Origin of the sequence: [Roseibacterium] beibuensis (assembly GCF_039542305.1) — a bacterium.
Lineage (GTDB): Bacteria > Pseudomonadota > Alphaproteobacteria > Rhodobacterales > Rhodobacteraceae > Roseibacterium > Roseibacterium beibuensis.
Genome location: NZ_BAABHW010000002.1, coordinates 422,505 through 440,636 on the forward strand (window position 1 = coordinate 422,505; position 18,132 = coordinate 440,636).

The 18,132-nt window shown below is 67.0% G+C and carries 18 protein-coding genes; 4 read left to right on the forward strand and 14 right to left on the reverse strand.

Annotation, left to right across the window (positions count from 1 at the left end):
* The 4 genes from ABD923_RS08505 to ABD923_RS08520 form a co-directional block, all read right to left on the reverse strand.
* On the reverse strand, positions 1 to 690 hold the full coding sequence (locus tag ABD923_RS08505; RefSeq protein WP_259550240.1) for a P-loop NTPase family protein: 690 nt from the start codon (positions 688 to 690) through the stop codon (positions 1 to 3).
* A complete protein-coding gene (locus ABD923_RS08510) occupies positions 690 to 1,799 on the reverse strand; it encodes an AI-2E family transporter (RefSeq protein ID WP_259550241.1) in 1,110 nt (369 codons plus the stop codon). The genes ABD923_RS08505 and ABD923_RS08510 overlap by 1 nt, the downstream gene beginning before the upstream one ends.
* Before the next feature lie 159 nt (positions 1,800 to 1,958).
* Positions 1,959 to 4,118: a methylmalonyl-CoA mutase gene (gene scpA / locus ABD923_RS08515; RefSeq protein WP_259550242.1), complete on the reverse strand. Its 2,160-nt coding sequence runs from the start codon at positions 4,116 to 4,118 to the stop codon at positions 1,959 to 1,961.
* Positions 4,060 to 4,986, reverse strand: a complete 927-nt coding sequence (locus ABD923_RS08520; RefSeq protein ID WP_259550243.1) for a hypothetical protein — start codon at positions 4,984 to 4,986, stop codon at positions 4,060 to 4,062. The genes scpA and ABD923_RS08520 overlap by 59 nt, the downstream gene beginning before the upstream one ends.
* Positions 4,987 to 5,155: 169 nt before the next feature.
* Here ABD923_RS08520 and ABD923_RS08525 point away from each other — a divergent pair, with 169 nt between their 5' ends.
* On the forward strand, positions 5,156 to 5,647 hold the full coding sequence (locus ABD923_RS08525) for a DUF4174 domain-containing protein (protein WP_259550244.1): 492 nt from the start codon (positions 5,156 to 5,158) through the stop codon (positions 5,645 to 5,647).
* A 45-nt stretch (positions 5,648 to 5,692) separates the two neighbouring features.
* Here ABD923_RS08525 and ABD923_RS08530 read toward each other — a convergent pair whose 3' ends face one another.
* The 6 genes from ABD923_RS08530 to ABD923_RS08555 form a co-directional block, all read right to left on the reverse strand.
* The gene (locus ABD923_RS08530; RefSeq protein WP_259550245.1) at positions 5,693 to 7,738 is read right to left on the reverse strand and encodes an acetyl-CoA carboxylase biotin carboxylase subunit; all 2,046 of its coding nucleotides are present in this window, start codon (positions 7,736 to 7,738) and stop codon (positions 5,693 to 5,695) included.
* Between the two features lie 144 nt (positions 7,739 to 7,882).
* Complete coding sequence (locus ABD923_RS08535) at positions 7,883 to 8,086, reverse strand: hypothetical protein (protein WP_259550246.1); 204 nt, start codon at positions 8,084 to 8,086, stop codon at positions 7,883 to 7,885.
* Between the two features lie 310 nt (positions 8,087 to 8,396).
* Positions 8,397 to 8,771 carry a hypothetical protein gene (locus ABD923_RS08540; protein WP_222191114.1) on the reverse strand — a complete coding sequence of 125 codons (375 nt, stop codon included), beginning with the start codon at positions 8,769 to 8,771 and terminating at the stop codon, positions 8,397 to 8,399.
* 232 nt (positions 8,772 to 9,003) lie between these two features.
* A complete protein-coding gene (locus ABD923_RS08545; RefSeq protein ID WP_259550247.1) occupies positions 9,004 to 9,456 on the reverse strand; it encodes a DUF6497 family protein in 453 nt (150 codons plus the stop codon).
* The gene (locus tag ABD923_RS08550) at positions 9,453 to 9,866 is read right to left on the reverse strand and encodes a RidA family protein (protein WP_259550248.1); all 414 of its coding nucleotides are present in this window, start codon (positions 9,864 to 9,866) and stop codon (positions 9,453 to 9,455) included. Before ABD923_RS08550 ends, ABD923_RS08545 begins: the two co-directional genes overlap by 4 nt.
* Before the next feature lie 59 nt (positions 9,867 to 9,925).
* Positions 9,926 to 11,458, reverse strand: coding sequence for an acyl-CoA carboxylase subunit beta (locus ABD923_RS08555; RefSeq protein WP_259550249.1), 1,533 nt, complete (start codon positions 11,456 to 11,458; stop codon positions 9,926 to 9,928).
* Between the two features lie 250 nt (positions 11,459 to 11,708).
* Between ABD923_RS08555 and ABD923_RS08560 the strand changes: the two genes are divergently transcribed.
* The 3 genes from ABD923_RS08560 to ABD923_RS08570 all read left to right on the forward strand — a co-directional run bounded on the left by ABD923_RS08560 (position 11,709) and on the right by ABD923_RS08570 (position 14,951).
* On the forward strand, positions 11,709 to 12,926 hold the full coding sequence (locus ABD923_RS08560) for a multidrug effflux MFS transporter (RefSeq protein ID WP_259550250.1): 1,218 nt from the start codon (positions 11,709 to 11,711) through the stop codon (positions 12,924 to 12,926).
* A gap of 62 nt (positions 12,927 to 12,988) precedes the next feature.
* The gene (locus tag ABD923_RS08565) at positions 12,989 to 14,383 is read left to right on the forward strand and encodes a helix-turn-helix domain-containing protein (RefSeq protein ID WP_259550251.1); all 1,395 of its coding nucleotides are present in this window, start codon (positions 12,989 to 12,991) and stop codon (positions 14,381 to 14,383) included.
* Positions 14,384 to 14,453: 70 nt separating this feature from the next.
* Positions 14,454 to 14,951, forward strand: a complete 498-nt coding sequence (locus ABD923_RS08570) for an SRPBCC family protein (protein WP_259550252.1) — start codon at positions 14,454 to 14,456, stop codon at positions 14,949 to 14,951.
* Between the two features lie 214 nt (positions 14,952 to 15,165).
* Here ABD923_RS08570 and ABD923_RS08575 read toward each other — a convergent pair whose 3' ends face one another.
* The 4 genes from ABD923_RS08575 to ABD923_RS08590 form a co-directional block, all read right to left on the reverse strand.
* Positions 15,166 to 15,405 carry an HP1242/YdcH family protein gene (locus tag ABD923_RS08575; RefSeq protein WP_259550253.1) on the reverse strand — a complete coding sequence of 80 codons (240 nt, stop codon included), beginning with the start codon at positions 15,403 to 15,405 and terminating at the stop codon, positions 15,166 to 15,168.
* Between the two features lie 94 nt (positions 15,406 to 15,499).
* Entirely contained in the window at positions 15,500 to 16,192 is a 693-nt protein-coding gene (locus ABD923_RS08580; RefSeq protein ID WP_259550254.1) for an HAD family hydrolase, read from the reverse strand.
* A 156-nt stretch (positions 16,193 to 16,348) separates the two neighbouring features.
* Positions 16,349 to 17,266, reverse strand: coding sequence for a DMT family transporter (locus ABD923_RS08585; protein WP_259550255.1), 918 nt, complete (start codon positions 17,264 to 17,266; stop codon positions 16,349 to 16,351).
* 42 nt (positions 17,267 to 17,308) lie between these two features.
* Positions 17,309 to 17,914 carry a LysE/ArgO family amino acid transporter gene (locus tag ABD923_RS08590; RefSeq protein ID WP_259550256.1) on the reverse strand — a complete coding sequence of 202 codons (606 nt, stop codon included), beginning with the start codon at positions 17,912 to 17,914 and terminating at the stop codon, positions 17,309 to 17,311.
* Positions 17,915 to 18,132 lie beyond the last annotated feature (218 nt).

Sequence of the window (18,132 nt, forward strand, 5' to 3'; positions counted from 1 at the left end):
TCAGCGTGACACGGGCTGTTGCATCTCGGCAAGGACCGCCTTGGCATCCTTGAACCGGGGCGGGCGTTTCGCCGCAAGCGCGCGGGCGTCCAGCGCGTCGACGAAGGTGCGCACCGCGGCAAAGGAGCGCTCGATGCGCGCCGCGACATGGGTCAGCATCGACGGCGTCAGGCGCAAGGCGCGGTCATGGGCCAGTTTCATCATCACCGCCATCAAGAGCGCATCGTCCGGCGGCGCCACCCGCGCCAGCCCGGCCTGCCGCATACGGCTGTCGAGGTCGGGCAGCGTCAGGTCCCAGCGTTCGGGCCCGTCCGTCGCGGTGAAGAGGATCGGCGCACCACGCAGCACAAGCGCGTTGTGCAGGTGAAACAGCGCGGCTTCGGCGGCGGCGTGACCGGCGATGCGGTGGGCATTCTCGACGACCAAGGCGGGCGCGGCGGCCTGCTGTTCCGCCGCGGCTTCATCGAGGTCCCTCGCCTCGACGAATGCTGCGCCACTCATCCCGGCCCAGACATGCGCAAGATGCGTCTTGCCCGCGCCTTCGGGGCCGGCCAGCACAAGCTTGCCATGGGGCCAGTCGCGCCAGGCATCGATCTGGGCGACGGCGCCAGCGTTGGCGGTCGAGACGAAGAAATCCTCTCGCCCCATCGCGGGGCGAAGGGCGAGGTTGAAAACGAGTTGTTCGGCCATCAGCTCTGTGCCCCGTCCTCGTCCGGGTCATCACGGTATTCCTCGGGGATCGGCCGCCCCTCGAGCCCGCGATAGAGCAGGCTGTCGGTATATTGCTCGATCCCGAAGCGGACCAGCACGCCGAGCGCGGCGGCGACCGGCACGGCCACCAGCATGCCGACGAAGCCGAACAGCGTTCCAAAGGCCGAGAGCGCGAAGATCAGCCAGACCGGGTGCAGACCGACCGACGAGCCGACCAGCTTGGGCGTCAGGATGTTGCCCTCGACCATCTGGCCCACCTGGAAAACGGCCGCCACGGCGACGATCATCCACCAGTCGCCCCAGAACTGGAACAGCGCCAGCCCGATGGACAGCACCCCGCCCACCAACGCGCCGACATAGGGGATGAAGGTCAAAAGCCCCGCCGCCAACCCGACGACGAGGCCGAATTGCAGACCGATCACCATCAGCGCCACGGCGTAGAAGGTGCCGAGGATCAGGCAGACCGTCCCCTGCCCGCGCACAAAGCCGGCCAGCGTCTTGTCGATCTCTTTCGCGAGGCGGCGGATGGTGGGGGCGTGGTCGCGCGGCAGAAGGAGGTCGATGCGCGCCACCATGTTGTCCCAGTCCAGAAGCAGGTAGAATGCGACGACCGGCGCGACGACCATGAAGACCAGCACGTTCACCACGCCCGCTGCCGAACTCAGCACGCTTTGCAACAGCTCCCCGCCGCGCGACTGGATCGTCTCGCCGATGGAACTCAGCGATTGGCGGAGGGGCGAGGTGTCGTCCATGAACCCGGGGAAGCGTTCGGTCAGCCAGCTACGCAACTGGTTGAACAGATCGGGCGCGGACTGGATCAGGTCGGTGGTTTGCTGGATTAACAGCGGCACGATCACCAGCATCGTCAGCACGACGACCAGCACAAGGATCACGAAGATGATGGCGGTCGACAGGACGCGGCTGAAGCCCATCTTCTCCAGCCGGTCCGCGACCGGGTCGAGGAAGTAGGAGATCGCCCCGCCCACGAGGAAGGGCAGGATCACGTTGCCAAGCAACCACAGCAGCACGAAGAACACCGCAAAGGCGATCCCCCAGTAGAGCAGCTGTTTGCGGACAGGCAGGGCCATGGCGTCTCCTTTGTCGCGATAGATGCGGCAGGGAGGGCCATGGGGCAAGGGGAAAGCGGGGGGACAAACCCGTTTTCCCCAAGGAAAACGGGCAGGAAATCTCGAGATTTCCTGCCCGGAAAACCCGGGTTTTCCGGCCCCGCCCTGCGGGCGGACCGCTCAGGCCCGCGTGGCGCGGATCAGATCGAGAATGTCGCGCGCCGCCGAGGGGATGTTCGTGCCCGGCCCGAAGATCGCCTTGACCCCGGCCTTCTGCAGGAACTCGTAATCCTGGTGCGGAATGACGCCGCCGCAGATCACGATGATATCGCCCGCGCCCTCGGCCTTCAGCGCCTCGATCAGCCTGGGCGCCAGCGTCTTGTGACCGGCGGCCTGCGACGAGATGCCGATCACGTGCACGTCGTTGTCGATGGCGTCCTGCGCGGCCTCTTCCGGGGTCTGGAACAGCGGGCCCACATCCACGTCGAAGCCGATATCGGCGAATGCCGTGGCGATCACCTTGGCGCCGCGGTCATGCCCGTCCTGGCCCATCTTGACCACCAGCATGCGCGGGCGGCGGCCTTCTTCCTCGGCGAAGGCGTCCACGTCGCGCTGGATCTGGGCAAAGCCCTCGTCGCCCTCGTAGGCCGAGCCATAGACGCCGGCCAGCGTCTTCACCTCGGCCCTGTGGCGGCCGAACACCTTTTCCATCGCCATGCTGATTTCCCCCACGCTGGCCCGGTGACGGGCGGCCTCGACCGCCGCTTCGAGCAGGTTGCCGCCCTCGTTCGCGCGCCGCTCCAACTCGGCCAGCGCCGCGTCGCAGGCCGCCGCATCGCGCGTGGCGCGGATCTTTTCCAGCCGCGCGATCTGGCTTTCGCGCACCTTCTCGTTGTCGATCTCGAGGATGTCGATCGGGTCTTCCTTGTCCTTGCGGTACTTGTTGACGCCGACGATCACCTCTTCGCCGCGGTCGATCATGGCCTGCCGCCGCGCCGCCGATTCCTCGATCCGCAGCTTGGGCAGGCCGGAGGCAACGGCCTTGGTCATGCCGCCCATCTCTTCGACCTCGGCCATCAGGACGCGGGCCTGCTCGATCAGCTCGTTGGTGAGGCTTTCGACATAGTAGGAGCCCGCCAGCGGATCGACGACATTGGTCACGCCGGTCTCTTCCTGCAAGATCAACTGGGTGTTGCGCGCGATCCGGGCCGAGAACTCGGTCGGCAGCGCGATGGCCTCGTCCAGCGCGTTGGTGTGCAGCGACTGCGTGCCGCCCAGAACCGCCGACATCGCCTCGTAGGCGGTGCGCACGACGTTGTTGTAGGGGTCCTGTTCCTGCAGGCTGACGCCCGAGGTCTGGCAATGCGTGCGCAGCATCTTGGAGCGGTCGGATTTCGCGCCGAACCCCTCCATGATCTCGTACCACAGCGTGCGCGCGGCGCGCAGCTTGGCGATCTCCATGAAGAAGTTCATGCCGATGGCGAAGAAGAAGCTCAGCCGCCCGGCGAACTTGTCCACGTCCATCCCGGCGTCGATCGCGGCGCGCACGTATTCGCGCCCGTCGGCCAGCGTGTAGGCCAGCTCCTGCACCAGGTTCGCGCCCGCCTCCTGCATGTGGTAGCCGGAGATCGAGATCGAGTTGAATTTCGGCATGTTTTCCGACGTGTAGCCGATGATGTCCGAAATGATCCGCATGCTCGGCTCGGGCGGGTAGATATAGGTGTTGCGGACCATGAACTCCTTGAGGATGTCGTTCTGGATGGTCCCCGACAGCAGCGACTTGTCATGGCCCTGCTCTTCGCCGGCAACGATGAAATTGGCGAGGATCGGGATGACCGCGCCGTTCATCGTCATCGAGACGCTGACCTGATCCAGCGGGATACCGTCGAACAGGATCTTCATGTCCTCGACGCTGTCGATGGCGACGCCCGCCTTGCCCACGTCGCCCAGAACGCGGGGGTGGTCGCTGTCATAGCCGCGATGCGTGGCAAGGTCGAAGGCGACCGAGACACCCTGCTGACCGGCGGCGAGGTTGCGGCGGTAGAAGGCGTTGGATTCCTCCGCCGTTGAAAAGCCCGCGTATTGGCGGATGGTCCAGGGCCGGCCGGCATACATCGTCGCCTTGGGGCCGCGCGTGAACGGGGCGAAGCCCGGCAGGCTGCCCATGTGGCCAAGCCCTTGTGTATCGGCCTCGGTGTAAAGCGGTTTGACGCGGATACCTTCCAGCGTTTCCCAGGTCAGACTGTCGGGGTCGCGTCCCTTCAGCTCCTTCTCGGCGCGCTCACGCCAGGCGTCGATGCCGGGGGTCTCGGGGCCGGGGGTCTCGGGGGTCTGGGTCATCGGGGGTTCCTCTTCCTACGTCTGTCCTGGCCCGCATCTGCAGCGCGGGCTCATCTAGGTAGTCGGCAAGGCCCCCGGCCCCGGCGCGCAGCCAGGCGAGGTCCTCGGCATATTGGGCGCGCAGGATGGCGCGCTGATGGGGGTCGAAGGGCATGTAACGGCCCGCGACGCTGCCAAGCGACGACGCATCGTCGCCCGCATCGGCCAGAAGCCTGGCAAGCGACGGGGCACCCGGCGCCGCGTTCAGGTGTTCATGGCTGCGGCCGAAGGCCAGGCGTCGGTGCGTCAGGCGGCGCAGCAGGATATCGGGGCGTCCGGCCATCGCCTCGTGGCTCCAGACCGCGATGCGGGCAGCGGGCAGTGCCTGGGCGAAATCGGCGATCACGTGACGCCACCGGCGCGGCTGGGTGATGAGCCGGTCGCAAAGGTCGGGCCCCGGCGCCGCGCCACCGCGCGCGATCTGCATCGCGAGCGCCGAGGCCCACCACGCATCGTACGAGCGGATGGCCAAGGCGATCTTCACCTTGGCCGGGTCGATCCCGCCCGCGATCCGGCTGAGGCGCAGGGGGACACGCGGATAAAGGCGGGTCTCGGCGATGACCTCGGCCAGCGACCCGATCATGTCGGGGTCGCTCACGATCAGCAGGGCCGCCCCCTTCTCCTGCGCCTGCCGCACGCGCAGCGCCATGCGACCGGTCAGACGCTCTCCGCCCGGGCCGGTGATCCCCTGCAACAGGCCCGCGCGCGTCACCTCCGGGTCCCAGACGGCGATGCCCTTGGCGACCATGGCCGCGCGCCCCTGCCGCATGACGTGGTGCAGCGTGGCGGTTGCGGTTCGGTGGGCGCCCGCGTGCAGGATCACCTCCATCTTGCGATCTCCCGCGGCTGTGAGGACGGAATACCGCCCAGCCTGCCCCGAAAGCGATGAAGATCGGGTGAATGCGCCGGACCGCAGGGGCCGATTGCCGCGGCGAAAGCTGCGGAAAGGCTTCGCAATTCCCGGGACCCTGCCTATATCTGGCAGGACTGGAGGAGTGATGCGACCGACCCCCCTTGCCCTTGCTGCCGCCCTGATGCTGGCCCCTGCCGCGATCCCCGCGCAGCAGGCCGATGATGCGCTCGCGATGGCCGCCTCGGAGCCCGGCGACACCGAGATCGAGGCCGTCGACCCGATGGCCCCGCGGGACGCCGCCGACGTGACGCTGGAAGAATTCCTGTGGACCGCGCGGCCCATCATCGTCTTTGCCGACACGCCCGCCGATCCGCGCTTCATCGAGCAGATGCAATTGCTGGCCGCGCGGCCCGATCCGCTGATCGAGCGGGACGCGGTCATCATCGTCGATACCGACCCCGCCTCCCGCTCGGCCATCCGCACCGAGTTGCGCCCGCGCGGTTTCTCGCTGGTCGTGATGCAGAAGGACGGCAGCGTCGGGTTCCGCCGTCCCAGCCCCCGCGACGTGCGAGAGATCATCCGCGGCATCGACAATTTCTCGTTCCGGCAGGAAGAGTTGCGCAGCGGCGGGCAGTGACCCGCCGCCATGGCTGCGTGATATGAAACGCAGCCGCGCATGGCCTTATTCGAACTCCATGATCACTTCGTCCACGGCGAGGCTGTCGCCGGGGCCCGCGTTGATCTTGGACACCACGCCCTTGCGCTCGGCGCGCAGGATGTTCTCCATCTTCATCGCCTCGACGGTGCAGAGCGCCTGTCCCTCCTGCACCTCCTGCCCTTCCTCGACATCGATCTTCACGATCAGGCCGGGCATGGGGCAAAGCAGCATCTTGGAGGTGTCGGGCGGCAGCTTCTCGGGCATCAGGCGGGCCAACTCGGCCTGGCGCGGGCTGCGCACATGGACCTTCAACTCGGCCCCGCGGGTCCGGATGCGGAAACCGCCGGGGATCTTGCCGACCTTCAGAACCAGGGTTTCACCGTCGACGCTGAGGGTTGCCAAGGCATCGCCCGGCGTCCAGTCCGACGTGATCCGCATCGCGTGGCCATCCTCGAAGGTCACGGTGGACCCGTTCGGATCGGCGGCGATGGTGACGGGGAACGCCTCGCCCTGAAGGCTGACCACCCAATCGGTGCCGACGCGGCGTTCGTGGTTGTCCATCCGGCCCGAGACGCGGGTGCGCCGGATCTCGGCCACGCGGTGCATCGCGGCGGCGGCGGCGGCCACGCGGCGCAGCGCGCCGTCCCCCAGCGTCACGCCCTCGAAACCGTCGGGATATTCCTCGGCGATGAAGGCGGTGGTGATGTTGCCTCTGGTGAAGCGGTCATGGTCCATCACGGCCGACAGGAACGGCAGGTTGTGGCCGATCCCCTCGACCTCGAAACTGTCCAGCGCCACGCGCATCGCCTCGATGGCCCCCGCGCGATCCGGCGCCCAGGTGCAGAGCTTGGCGATCATCGGGTCGTAATACATGGAGATCTCGCCGCCCTCGTAGACGCCGGTATCGTTGCGCACCGCCGTGTCGCCGTGGGGCGCCTCGCCCTGCCATTTCCCGGTGTCGTTCAGCGGACCGGCCTGCACCTCCTGCGGGGGGCGATAGCGGGTCAGACGCCCGATCGACGGCAGGAAGTTGCGATACGGGTCCTCGGCATAAAGGCGGCTTTCCATGGCCCAGCCGGTCAGCGTCACATCCTCCTGCGCGATCGACAGCGGCTCGCCGCTGGCGACGCGGATCATCTGTTCGACGAGGTCCACGCCCGTGATCAGCTCGGTCACCGGGTGTTCCACCTGCAAGCGGGTGTTCATTTCGAGGAAGTAGAAATTCTTGTCGGCGTCGACGATGAATTCCACCGTGCCCGCGCTGGAATAACCCACGGCCTTGGCCAGCGCCACGGCCTGTTCGCCCATCGCCTTGCGCGTCGCCTCGTCGAGGAAGGGGCTGGGCGCTTCTTCGATGACCTTCTGGTTGCGGCGCTGGATCGAACATTCCCGCTCGCCCAGGTAGATCGCGTTGCCATGCTGGTCGGCCAGCACCTGGATCTCGATATGGCGCGGCTGGGTGACGAATTTCTCGATGAACATGCGGTCATCGCCGAAACTGCTGGCCGCCTCGTTCTTCGACGCCTGGAAGCCTTCGCGCACCTCTTCCTCGTTCCACGCGATGCGCATCCCCTTGCCGCCGCCGCCCGCCGACGCCTTCAGCATCACCGGGTAGCCGATCTGGCCCGAGATCTTGATCGCTTCGTCGGCATCCTCGATCAGGCCCATATGGCCGGGCACCGTCGACACGCCCGCCTCGGCGGCGATCTTTTTCGAGGTGATCTTGTCACCCATGGCCTCGATGGCCCCCGCCGGCGGGCCGACAAAGGCGACGCCAGCCGCCTCGAGCGCCTGGGCGAATTTCATGTTCTCCGACAGGAAGCCATACCCGGGATGCACCGCCTCGGCGCCGGTCTCCTTGATCGCGGCCATGATCTTGTCGATCACGATGTAGCTTTCAGAGGCGGGCGGCGGGCCGATATGCACCGACTCGTCGGCCATCTTGACATGCAGCGCGTGCTTGTCCGCATCCGAATAGACGGCGACCGTCTCGATCCCCATTTTCCGCGCGGTCTTGATCACCCGGCAGGCGATCTCGCCCCGGTTGGCGATCAGCAGCTTCTTGAACATGCGTCCTGTCCCTTCCTTTTGGCCCGGCGCGGCGCGCCCGCGGCATCTCCCAAACAAAAAGGGACCATCGGGGCGCGAAGGCCCCGTTGGTCCCGTGTCAGACGATAAGGGGGACGGGCGGTCAGACGGCCCGCGCGGCCCCGATCAGCAGAGGTTGACGTCGTCGCACAGCGCCCCACCGGCCGCGCCGATGAGGATGCCCGTGCCGACATTGCCGTTGAGCGCGGCAGCGGTGACGCCGCCCCCAAGCGCGCCGATCCCGGCGCGTTCGATGTCGCTGGCCATGCAGCCCGAAAGCGCGATGACAGCGGCGAAAAGGGTCGTGGGAAGAATGAGTTTGGCGCGCATTTTGCGTCTGCTCCTGTCGATATGCCTCGTGCGGTCAGGCATACACGGAACGGGCGTCGTGCAACAGCACCACTGTTGAACGCAACGCGATAGGCGCGGTTCTGCCGAAAAAAAGGCGGTCGGCACAGAAAGCTGGCCGACCGCTTTGAAGGGGAAGGGTAACACGTCTTGTCGTTGCCGGCCCGGAAACCATTGGGGACAGGGGCCGACATGACGACAATGCCATGGTTTTCAGCACGCAGAAGGGGGCAATCGACTTGCCCGGCGCGATGCGCGCGAAATTGCCCAAGCTGAAGATGGCTGCGCGAAATCATGCCGAACCGTCCTCCCACACGCCCGAGCCGTCGAAGGCCTCGGGGAAGGAGGCGCGCGCGACGTTCTCGTCGATGACCAGAAGCGCCTCGTAGCTTTCGGGATCGAACGGATCCTCGGCCGCGATCACTTCGCGCCCGAAGAGCCACGACAGCCGGCCCGCGTCGAGATTGCCGCGCTCGAACGGCTCATCCCCGAAGAACAGCCACAGCGCCTCCATGAAGGCGGCATCGGCGCGGCGGTCGGCCGGACGACGGTCGGCGTAGCGCTCGCGCCGGATCAGCCTGGTCGCGCCGGACTTGTTCTCGCGGCGGATGGTGAACTGGTAATCCGTGCCCGGCAGGCGCGAGGGGAAACCGCGATGCTTGATCATTGCGCGCCCTCCGAATGGGGCGCGGCAGGTGCGGCGCGCGAAACAGGGTGCGTGACCGGGCGCTCAGACCCGGCCACGACCCGAGGTACAGCTGCAATTGAGCAGCCGAGACCGAAGATACCTTGCCGCGCCACCGATCCACAGAGTTTTCCACAACCAAACCGCGCCTGTGACTCCGCTGCATCACCTTTCGATCCGCATGAAGAATGCATCGCAAAATCTTGTAGCTGCATCACAAAAGCTCCCACATGCAGGAACCGGTCGCGATTGTATAAGCCTCGATGGCCTGCCGAATGCCGGGCGCGGCTTCGCCCCGCAGAAAGGGCGCGGTCATCAGTTGCACCACGATGCGCTCGGGCGGGCGCGCCAGGGCCTCGGCCCGCGTCAGACCGATCTCGGAGCAGATCCAGTCTTGATCGCCATGCGTGCCATCGGCATCCGCGGGCGGCAGGTCGGGCGCCACCACGCGCAGAACCAGCCATGTCGCCCCGGTGAAGGGTTGCGGTTCCGGCACAACCTCGCACAGCGCCGCCGCCTGCCCCGAGGGCAAGGTCAGCGCCCGATCCAACGGGCAGGCAAACGACGCCTCGCCCCGTGGCCAGAGCAGCACCGCCACCCCAAGCGCCACCGCGCCCAAGGCCGCCCATCCCAGCGGGCTGAGAGGGAGACGGGAGAGGACGTTCATGCACGATCAGCCCCCTCCGGTCGGCGCGCGATGCAGTCGATCTCGACCAGGGTCCCCACCGCCAGGGCGGTCACGCCCACGGTCGTGCGGGCGGGCCGACGGTCGGGCGGGAAGAAGCCCTGGTAGGTCTCGTTGAAGGCGGCGTAGTCGCGCTCGAACTCGGTCAGGTAGGCGCGCATCTGCACCACGTGCTCCAGGTCCAGCCCCACGCCCCGCAACACCACGCGCAGGTTCTCCATCACCCGCCGCGTCTGCGCCTCCACCCCCTCGGGCAGGGGCGCGTCAGGGGCGGCCGGATCGGTCGGCATCTGGCCCGTCAGGATCACCCAGCCATCCACCTCCACCGCGTGGGAGAAGGGGGCAACCGGGCGCGGACCGCCGGCGATCATGTGGAAGATGGGGTCAGGCATTGCGCTCTCCGTAGGGCGGGGCTGGCCCCGCCGTCCCTCACCGGATCAGACCACCCGCCTTACAGCGGGATGTTGTCGTGCTTCTTCCACGGCATCTTCTTTTCCTTGCGCCGCAGCATGGCGAAGGCGCGGGCGACCCGTTTGCGCGTGCTGCGCGGCTGGATCACCTCGTCGATGAAACCGCGCTCGGCCGCGACGAAGGGGTTGGCGAAGCGGTCCTCGTATTCCTGCGTGTGATGCGCCGTTTTCTCGGCATCGCCGAGATCGGCCCGGTGCAGGATCTCGACCGCGCCCTTCGCGCCCATCACCGCGATCTCGCTGGTGGGCCAGGCATAGTTCACGTCGCCGCGCAGGTGCTTGGACGACATCACCACATAGGCCCCGCCATAGGCCTTGCGGGTGATGACCGTGACCTTCGGCACCGTCGCCTCGCCATAAGCGAACAGCAGCTTGGCCCCATGCTTGATGACGCCGTTATATTCCTGCCCCGTCCCGGGGAGGAAGCCGGGCACGTCCACCAGCGTCAGGATCGGGATCTCGAAACAGTCGCAGAACCGCACGAACCGCGCGGCCTTGCGCGCGCTGTCGATATCCAGAACACCCGCCAGCACCATCGGCTGGTTGGCAACCACGCCGACCGTCTGCCCCTCGAGCCGGATGAAGCCGGTGATGATGTTGCCCGCGAAATCCTGCTGGATCTCGTAGAAATCGCCCTCGTCCGCGATCTTGGTGATCAACTCCTTCATGTCATAGGGCATGTTGGGGTTGTCGGGCACCAGCGTGTCGAGGCTGTCCTCGATCCGGTCGGGGCTGTCGTAGAAGGGGCGAACGGGCGGCTTTTCGCGGTTCGAGAGCGGCAGGAAATCGACGAGGCGGCGAATTTCGCTCAGCGCCTCGACGTCGTTTTCGAAGGCGCCGTCGGCGACCGAGGATTTGCGCGTATGGGTCGTGGCCCCGCCCAGTTCCTCGGCGGTGACATGTTCATTCGTCACGGTCTTCACCACGTCGGGGCCGGTCACGAACATGTAGGAGCTGTCCTTCACCATGAAGATGAAGTCGGTCATGGCGGGCGAATAGACCGCGCCGCCCGCGCAGGGGCCCATGATCAGGCTGATCTGCGGCACCACGCCCGAGGCCTCGATGTTGCGCTGGAAGACCTCGCCATAGCCCGCGAGGCTGTCGACGCCTTCCTGGATGCGCGCGCCGCCGGAGTCGTTGATGCCGATCACGGGCGCGCCGTTCTGCATCGCCATGTCCATGATCTTGCAGATCTTCTGCGCATGGGTGGCCGAGACCGAGCCGCCCAGAACCGTGAAATCCTGGCTGAAGACATAGACCATGCGGCCATTGATCGTGCCCCAGCCGGTGACGACACCATCGCCGCGGGGCTTGTTCTCCTGCATGCCGAACTCGGTGCAGCGGTGGGTGACGAACATGTCGTATTCCTCGAAGCTGCCCTCGTCGAGCAGCAGTTCGATCCGCTCGCGCGCGGTCAGCTTGCCCTTGGCATGCTGGCTGTCGATCCGCTTCTGTCCGCCGCCCAGACGCGCCTCGCCGCGGCGCTCCTCCAACTCATGCAGGATGTCTTTCATCTCGGTCCCTTCCGTGGCTGGCCTTCCCCCGGGCGGCCGCCTTATGCTGCGCACGCGCCCCCTTTGGCGGCGCACCCTAATGAGGCGCCGGGCCTCGGGCGAGTCTGAACTGGCATATTTGCAAATAAATTAGCGAAGGACTTTGGAAAACTGCGTAATTGCAAATTATTCAATCAACTGCGCGGTGTTGGAAACCGATGTGCATGGCCGCACATGGACAAGACCCGCGCCGCGACCTAAGCCCTAGGGCATGAGTATCGCCCCGACGGTCCGCTTTCTCGACCGCTCCACGCCACCGCATATCTTCACCCTCATCGTGCTGACCGGGATCGGCGCGCTGTCGATGAACATCTTCCTGCCGTCGCTGCCCGCGATGACGACGTTCTTCGACACCGACTACCGGCTGATGCAACTGTCGGTGGCGCTGTACCTCGCCGTGAACGCGGTATTGCAGGTGGTCATCGGCCCCGTGTCGGACCGCTTGGGCCGACGCCCCGTCCTGCTGGGCAGCGTCGCGATCTTCATCCTTGCCACCATTGGCTGCCTGCTGGCGACGACGGTCGAGGTCTTTCTGGCCTTTCGCATGTTGCAGGCGGTGATCGTGGCGGGGCTTGTCCTTGGCCGCGCGGTGGTGCGCGACATGTACCCCGCCGACCAGGCCGCCAGCCAGATCGGTTACGTCACGATGGGCATGGCCGTGGTGCCGATGATCGGCCCGGCCATCGGCGGCGCGCTGGACGAGACGCTGGGCTGGCAGGCGAATTTCTGGCTTCTGGGCGTGCTGGGGCTGGCCGTCTGCCTCCTGATCTGGCGCGACCTGGGCGAGACCGCCGCCCCCGGTCGCGGCAGTTTCCGCGACCAGTTCGCGCAATACCCCGAGCTTCTGACCTCGCGCCGCTTCTGGGGCTACTGCATGGCCGCCGCCTTCGCCTCGGGGGCGTTCTTCGCCTATCTCGGCGGCGCGCCCTATGTCGGCTCGGAGGTGTTCGGCCTGTCGGCGGCCGAGGTCGGGTTCTATTTCGGCGCGCCCGCCGTCGGCTATTTCTTCGGCAATTTCATCTCGGGCCGCTTTTCCGTCCGCGTGGGCATCAACGGGATGATCCTGTGGGGCACCATCCTGACGGCGGTCGGCCTGAGCCTTTCGCTGCTGCTGTTCCTGATCGGGTTCAAGACTGCGCTGGTGTTTTTCGGCTTCATGACCTTCGTGGGCCTGGGCAACGGCATGGTCCTGCCCAACGCGACCTCGGGCATGTTGTCGGTGCGTCCGCATCTGGCCGGAACCGCCAGCGGCCTTGGCGGGGCGATCATGATCGGCGGCGGCGCGGCCTTGTCCGCGCTGGCGGGGGCCCTTCTGACCGGGGGGAATGGGGCCTACCCGCTGATCTTCATCATGCTGACCACCTCGATCCTGGCCGTGCTCTCGATCCTCTACACCATCCGCCGCGAGCGGCAGGTGAACCCCGGCTGAGGCCTGCGCTTCCATCTCTTTGCAAAACCCACTAGTGATTTTGCAAAGCACCTGGAGCCCCCATGCCCAATCGCAAGCTCTATGCCGGGGCCAAGCTGCGCGAACTGCGCACGCGGCTTGGCCTCACGCAAAAGGATTTCGCCGGCAAGCTCGGCATCTCGCTGCCTTATCTGAACCAGATGGAGAACAACAACCGCCCCGTCTCGACCACGGTCGTGCTGGGGCTGGCGCAGGAATTCGGCCTCGACGTGACCGAGCTGAGTTCCGGCGACACCGAACGCCTCGTCTCGGACATGCGCGAGGCGCTGGCCGACCCCGTCTTTGCCGAGGATAGCCCGCCGCTGGCCGACCTGCGCCTTGCCGCCTCGAACGCGCCGGCACTCGCGCGCGCCTTCCTCGACCTGCACCGCGCCTATCGCCAGACGCACGAGCGCCTCGCCTCGCTGGACGAAGCGCTCGGGCATGAAGGGCGCGCCACCCCCAGCCCGTGGGAGGAAGTGCGCGATTTCTTCCATTATTGCGACAACTACATCGACGCCGTGGACCGCGCCGCCGAACGCTTTGCCGGACAGGCGCAAGGGGACCTCGCGCAGCACACGGAGCGCGTCCTTGAGGGCATGGGCGTCCAAATCCGCCACGCCGCGGGCGAAGGCGTGCGCCATTACGACCGCGCCAGCCGAACCCTGACCCTGTCGCCCCGCGCGGCCCCCGAGACGCAGCGCTTCCAGCTTTTGCATCAATACGCGCTTCTGGCGCAAAGCCAGCTGCTGGAAGCCACGCTTGACCTGGCCCGGTTCCAGACCGACACCGCGCGCGAGATCGCCCGCATCGGCATGGCCAATTACTTCGCGGGCGCGGTTCTGATGCCCTACACCCGCTTTGCCGAGGCCGCCGACGAAACCCGCCATGACCTAGAGCGCATGTCGATCCAGTTCGGCGCCTCGATCGAGCAGATCGCCCATCGTCTTTCGACCCTGCAACGCCCCGGCGCCAAGGGCGTGCCCTTCTTCTTTGCGCGCGTCGACCAGGCCGGGACCGTCACCAAACGCCACTCGGCCACGCGACTGCAATTCGCGCGCTTCGGCGGGGCCTGCCCGCTGTGGAACGTGCACCAGGCCTTCGAGACGCCCGGGCGCTTCCTGCGCCAACTGGCCGAAACGCCCGATGGCATACGCTACGTGATCCTGGCCCGCGACGTGTCGAAATCCGGCGGGGCCTGGGGCACACCCACCCGCCGCTTCGCCATTTCGCTGGGATGCGAGCTGCGCCACGCGCCCAAGCTGGTCTATGCCGACGGGCTCGACCTCGACCGGGACGAGGCGTTCCAGCCCATCGGCATCTCCTGCCGGATCTGCGAGCGCGCGCATTGCCACCAACGCTCGGTGCCGCCGCTGGAACGGCAGTTGACAGTCGACCCGGACCATCGCGGCACCCTGCCCTACCAGATCGGTGGATAAGCAAAGCCGTTGACGCTTCGACAGTTGCGCCCCTACATCTGGACTGCGACGGACAGGGAGGACGGCCAGAATGGAAATGCACGCGACACGGACGCTGAACGCGGACCGTGAAACCGTTTGGGCGGCGCTCAACGATGCCAGGGTGCTGGAGGCCTGCATCCCCGGCTGTCAGGAACTCCACGGCTCGCCCGAGGAAGGCTTCCACGCCGAGGTGAAGCAAAAGGTCGGCCCGGTGAAAGCGACCTTCAAGGGCGACGTGACCCTGTCGGACGTGAAGCCGCTGGAAAGCTACGTCATCTCGGGCGAGGGCAAGGGCGGCGTGGCGGGCTTCGCCAAGGGCTCGGCGCAGGTCATCCTGTCGGATGCCGAGGGTGGCGGAACGGACCTGCACTATGACGTCGACGCCAAGGTGGGCGGCAAGCTGGCGCAATTGGGTTCGCGCCTGATCGACAGTTTCGCCAAGAAGATGGCCGACCAGTTCTTCGAGCGCTTCCAGGCCCATGTCGAGGGGACCGAGGACGATCCCCTTGCGCAAGGCGATGGCGACGACGGGCCGGCGACCAGTTAACGCTTCCGACACGAAGGCGGGCACGGCACCGGTTGCGCGACGGACCCGCAGCCGCCGTCAAATACGAGAAAATTATCGGAGGGCGCGGCGGCCGCGCCAGTCCCCTGGGCGCGGGGCCGCTGCCCCCCGGACCGCGCCTTCCGATCCACCCGCCAGCCGCCTTGGCCGGGTCGTCCCTTCGCGTGGGATCGGGGCGCAGACGCTGTTGCCGCGGTCAGGCCTTGGCCAGCATGCCCGCGATTTCATCCTTCAGGCGCATCCGTTCCTTGCGCATCTGCGTTTCCGCCGACTGGTCGATCGGCTCGACCCCGGTCTCGGCGCGGTGCACGGCGCGGTTCACCTCGTGATACTCGTCCATCAGCTTCGAAAAATGCGGGTCAGACATCTTGAGCGTATGGATCTTGTCGGCGTCGTTCGGGAATTCCTCGGCCAAAAGATGCGGCGTGTTCGACATTGCGTGTCTCCTTCCTGTCGGGTCCGAAAAGGAAGATAGACGGCGCGCGCGCACCACGGCCTTGAGCCAGATCAACCGTGGAATGAATCCGGGTCTATTCCGCTGCCGTATCGAGGGTGCCGCGCCAGGCCCGCATCACGGCCTCGGGGCTGAGGACATCGGCGACCGGCAGGCCCTCGAACCCATCGCCGTCGATCTGCGCCATCCGCCCCGGAAAGGCCAGCACCGGCAGGTCCGCCGCCCGCGCGGCCTGCGCCGCCACTAACGTGTCGGCCACCACGACCGAGCGGCCATTACCCACGCCCAGGCGGCTGACGGCAAGCTGCATCGCCTCCGGGTCGGGGGCCATGCGCTCCACGTCGGGGCGCAGCACCGCCACGTCGAACGAGATCCCCGCCCGCGCCCGCGCCGTCGCCTTCAGAACTGCGCCCACCGGCGCCTCTTCGGCCCGGCTGGCCAGCGCCAGTTTCACCCCGCCGCGCGCCGCCCATGTCAACACGCGCGCCACGCCCGGGCGCAAGGGGACCTCGTCCACGATCATCGCCGCGAAAAGCCGCTGGTGCGTGACATCCAGCGCCTCGGCCTCGATCACCTGCCCCAGATGCGCGGCATAGCGCGCGGCCAGTTGCCTGTCGCCCCCCGGACGCATCAACTCGGCATAGACATCCCAGGACCATTCCCACGGCACGTCGTGCATCCGGAACGCGGCGTTCCACGCGCGCCGGTCGATCTCGGCGCATTCGGCGAGGCTTCCCATCCCGCCAAAAATCAGGGCTTCCAATGTCATCGATACCTCCGTCCTTTCCAGAACGAAGACGTACGACTCTTTCATTCAAGCAACCGGGAGGCGTTTGCGGCGGCGCAGCATCGCCCTTTGTCGGCGCCATGGGCGCAGGACCGGGAGGCTGCCTAATTTGCAGGCGCAATCGAAACCGTTTCGGACCTATCGCCCCTGCGCCGCACGGCGACGCAACACCGCCTCGCGCCAGGTGATGTAGCTGACCGCCGCGATGATCAGCGCCCCGCCGAGGATCACGAAGATATCCGCCGGCTCGCCGAAAACGACCGCCCCCAGAAGGGTTGCCCAGACCAGTTGCAGGAAGGTGACGGGCTGCGTCACCGTCAGCGGCGCGGCGCGGAAGGCCAGCGTCATCGCGTAATGCCCCCCCGTCGCGAAAACGGCCGTCAGCGACAGCCAGCCCAGGTTCTCCCAGCTGACCGGCACCCAGACCCAGGCCGCGAAGGGCGCAAGCCCCAGCGTCACCGTCACCGACAGCATGAAGACCACCACCTGCGGCGGCGTCTCGTCGGCCATGATCTTGGCGATCAGGTAGCCGACGGCGAAACTCGCCGCCGTGAACAGCATGGCGAAATGGCCGGGGTTCAGCTCGCGGAAGCCCGGGCGCAGGATGATCAGCGCGCCGACCAGCGCCAGCACCACCGCCATGAGCCGCCGGAACGCCATGCGCTCGCCCAGCACGAAGACCGCCAGCACCGAGACGTAGACCGGGTTGAGGTAGTTCATCGCCGTCACCTCGGCGATGGGGATCATCGTCATGGCGTAGAACCAGCAGATCACCCCCGCCGTATGCGCCACGCCGCGCACGCCGAACAGGCGCAGCGCCCGCCCGCTCAGCCGCGTCGCGCGCACCGCCGGCAGCATCGGGATCAGGAACACCAGCCCCAGCACGTAGCGCAGGAAGGCCGCCTGCGCCGCCGGCACGTCGGAGCCGACCATCTTAACGGTGGCCGTCACCGCCACGAAGCACAGGCCCGTCACGATCATCCAGATCACGCCGAGCACGGGACGGTGGGGCGGGGCTCTGTCCGGTTTGGCTGGGGGGGACGCGCTTGGTTCCATTTGCGCGAACAGACCCCAAAGCCGCGACAGCCGCAAGCACCCTCAGCCGAAGATCGCGAGCTTTCCCGCCAGCGCCAGCATCGTCGCGCCCACGACCACGTCCAGCACCCGCCACGCCGCCGGCCGGGCAAAGACCGGGGCCAGCCCCCGCGCGCCGTAACCCAGAAGCAAGAAGAACAGGCACGAGGCCGACAGCGCCCCTGCGCCGAAAGCCCAATGGTCGGGGCGGTACTGCGCGGCCACCGCGCCGATCAGGCCAACGGTGTCGAGATAGACATGCGGGTTGGCCCAGGTCATCACCAGCGTCGTGCTGATCGCCGCGCGCCGGCTCATCGCAGGCCCGCTGCCGGCGGTCAGCGCCTCGGACACCAGCAGCGCCGCACGCAGGCTTTTCACCCCGTAGACCGTCAGGAACGCGACGCCGCCCCAGCGCATCGCCTCCAGCGCCCAGGGGGCGGCCTCGGCCAGCGCGCCAAACCCGGCCACGCCCGCCGCGATCAGCATCCCCTCCGAGGCACAGCAAACCAGCACGACCCAGCCCACATGCTCACGCCGCAGCCCCTGCCGCAGGACAAAGGCGTTCTGCGCCCCGATGGCGAGGATCAGCGAAAAGGACAGGGCAAAGCCTGCAAGGGCGGCAGTGAACATGGGCGGTCCGGTGAAGGCGTGACAGCCCCCTCAATCCCGCATTCGCGGGGCACTGGCAAACGGGAAATTGGGCGGGGGTCCGAGATGATCGAACACAGGCGGGCATCCTGCGAGAGCGGCTTTCATCACCTCACGTGCAAAAGAAAATCGCCATGGAGCAAGCGCGCCGAAAGGTCGGACAGCCTCTTCCGTCGTGTGCGATTGCCGCGCAGGCAGGC

What these genes read in the sequence shown, in the direction of transcription:
- ABD923_RS08545 (WP_259550247.1), bottom strand. Translation starts at nt 9,456, where the DNA reads ATGAACGTCCTCTCCCGTCTCCCTCTCAGCCCGCTGGGATGGGCGGCC.
- ABD923_RS08510 (WP_259550241.1), bottom strand. Translation starts at nt 1,799, where the DNA reads ATGGCCCTGCCTGTCCGCAAACAGCTGCTCTACTGGGGGATCGCCTTT.
- ABD923_RS08535 (WP_259550246.1), bottom strand. Translation starts at nt 8,086, where the DNA reads ATGCGCGCCAAACTCATTCTTCCCACGACCCTTTTCGCCGCTGTCATC.
- ABD923_RS08565 (WP_259550251.1), top strand. Translation starts at nt 12,989, where the DNA reads ATGCCCAATCGCAAGCTCTATGCCGGGGCCAAGCTGCGCGAACTGCGC.
- ABD923_RS08550 (WP_259550248.1), bottom strand. Translation starts at nt 9,866, where the DNA reads ATGCCTGACCCCATCTTCCACATGATCGCCGGCGGTCCGCGCCCGGTT.
- ABD923_RS08530 (WP_259550245.1), bottom strand. Translation starts at nt 7,738, where the DNA reads ATGTTCAAGAAGCTGCTGATCGCCAACCGGGGCGAGATCGCCTGCCGG.
- ABD923_RS08540 (WP_222191114.1), bottom strand. Translation starts at nt 8,771, where the DNA reads ATGATCAAGCATCGCGGTTTCCCCTCGCGCCTGCCGGGCACGGATTAC.
- ABD923_RS08525 (WP_259550244.1), top strand. Translation starts at nt 5,156, where the DNA reads ATGCGACCGACCCCCCTTGCCCTTGCTGCCGCCCTGATGCTGGCCCCT.
- ABD923_RS08590 (WP_259550256.1), bottom strand. Translation starts at nt 17,914, where the DNA reads ATGTTCACTGCCGCCCTTGCAGGCTTTGCCCTGTCCTTTTCGCTGATC.
- scpA (WP_259550242.1), bottom strand. Translation starts at nt 4,118, where the DNA reads ATGACCCAGACCCCCGAGACCCCCGGCCCCGAGACCCCCGGCATCGAC.
- ABD923_RS08505 (WP_259550240.1), bottom strand. Translation starts at nt 690, where the DNA reads ATGGCCGAACAACTCGTTTTCAACCTCGCCCTTCGCCCCGCGATGGGG.
- ABD923_RS08580 (WP_259550254.1), bottom strand. Translation starts at nt 16,192, where the DNA reads ATGACATTGGAAGCCCTGATTTTTGGCGGGATGGGAAGCCTCGCCGAA.
- ABD923_RS08520 (WP_259550243.1), bottom strand. Translation starts at nt 4,986, where the DNA reads ATGGAGGTGATCCTGCACGCGGGCGCCCACCGAACCGCAACCGCCACG.
- ABD923_RS08570 (WP_259550252.1), top strand. Translation starts at nt 14,454, where the DNA reads ATGGAAATGCACGCGACACGGACGCTGAACGCGGACCGTGAAACCGTT.
- ABD923_RS08585 (WP_259550255.1), bottom strand. Translation starts at nt 17,266, where the DNA reads ATGGAACCAAGCGCGTCCCCCCCAGCCAAACCGGACAGAGCCCCGCCC.
- ABD923_RS08555 (WP_259550249.1), bottom strand. Translation starts at nt 11,458, where the DNA reads ATGAAAGACATCCTGCATGAGTTGGAGGAGCGCCGCGGCGAGGCGCGT.
- ABD923_RS08575 (WP_259550253.1), bottom strand. Translation starts at nt 15,405, where the DNA reads ATGTCGAACACGCCGCATCTTTTGGCCGAGGAATTCCCGAACGACGCC.
- ABD923_RS08560 (WP_259550250.1), top strand. Translation starts at nt 11,709, where the DNA reads ATGAGTATCGCCCCGACGGTCCGCTTTCTCGACCGCTCCACGCCACCG.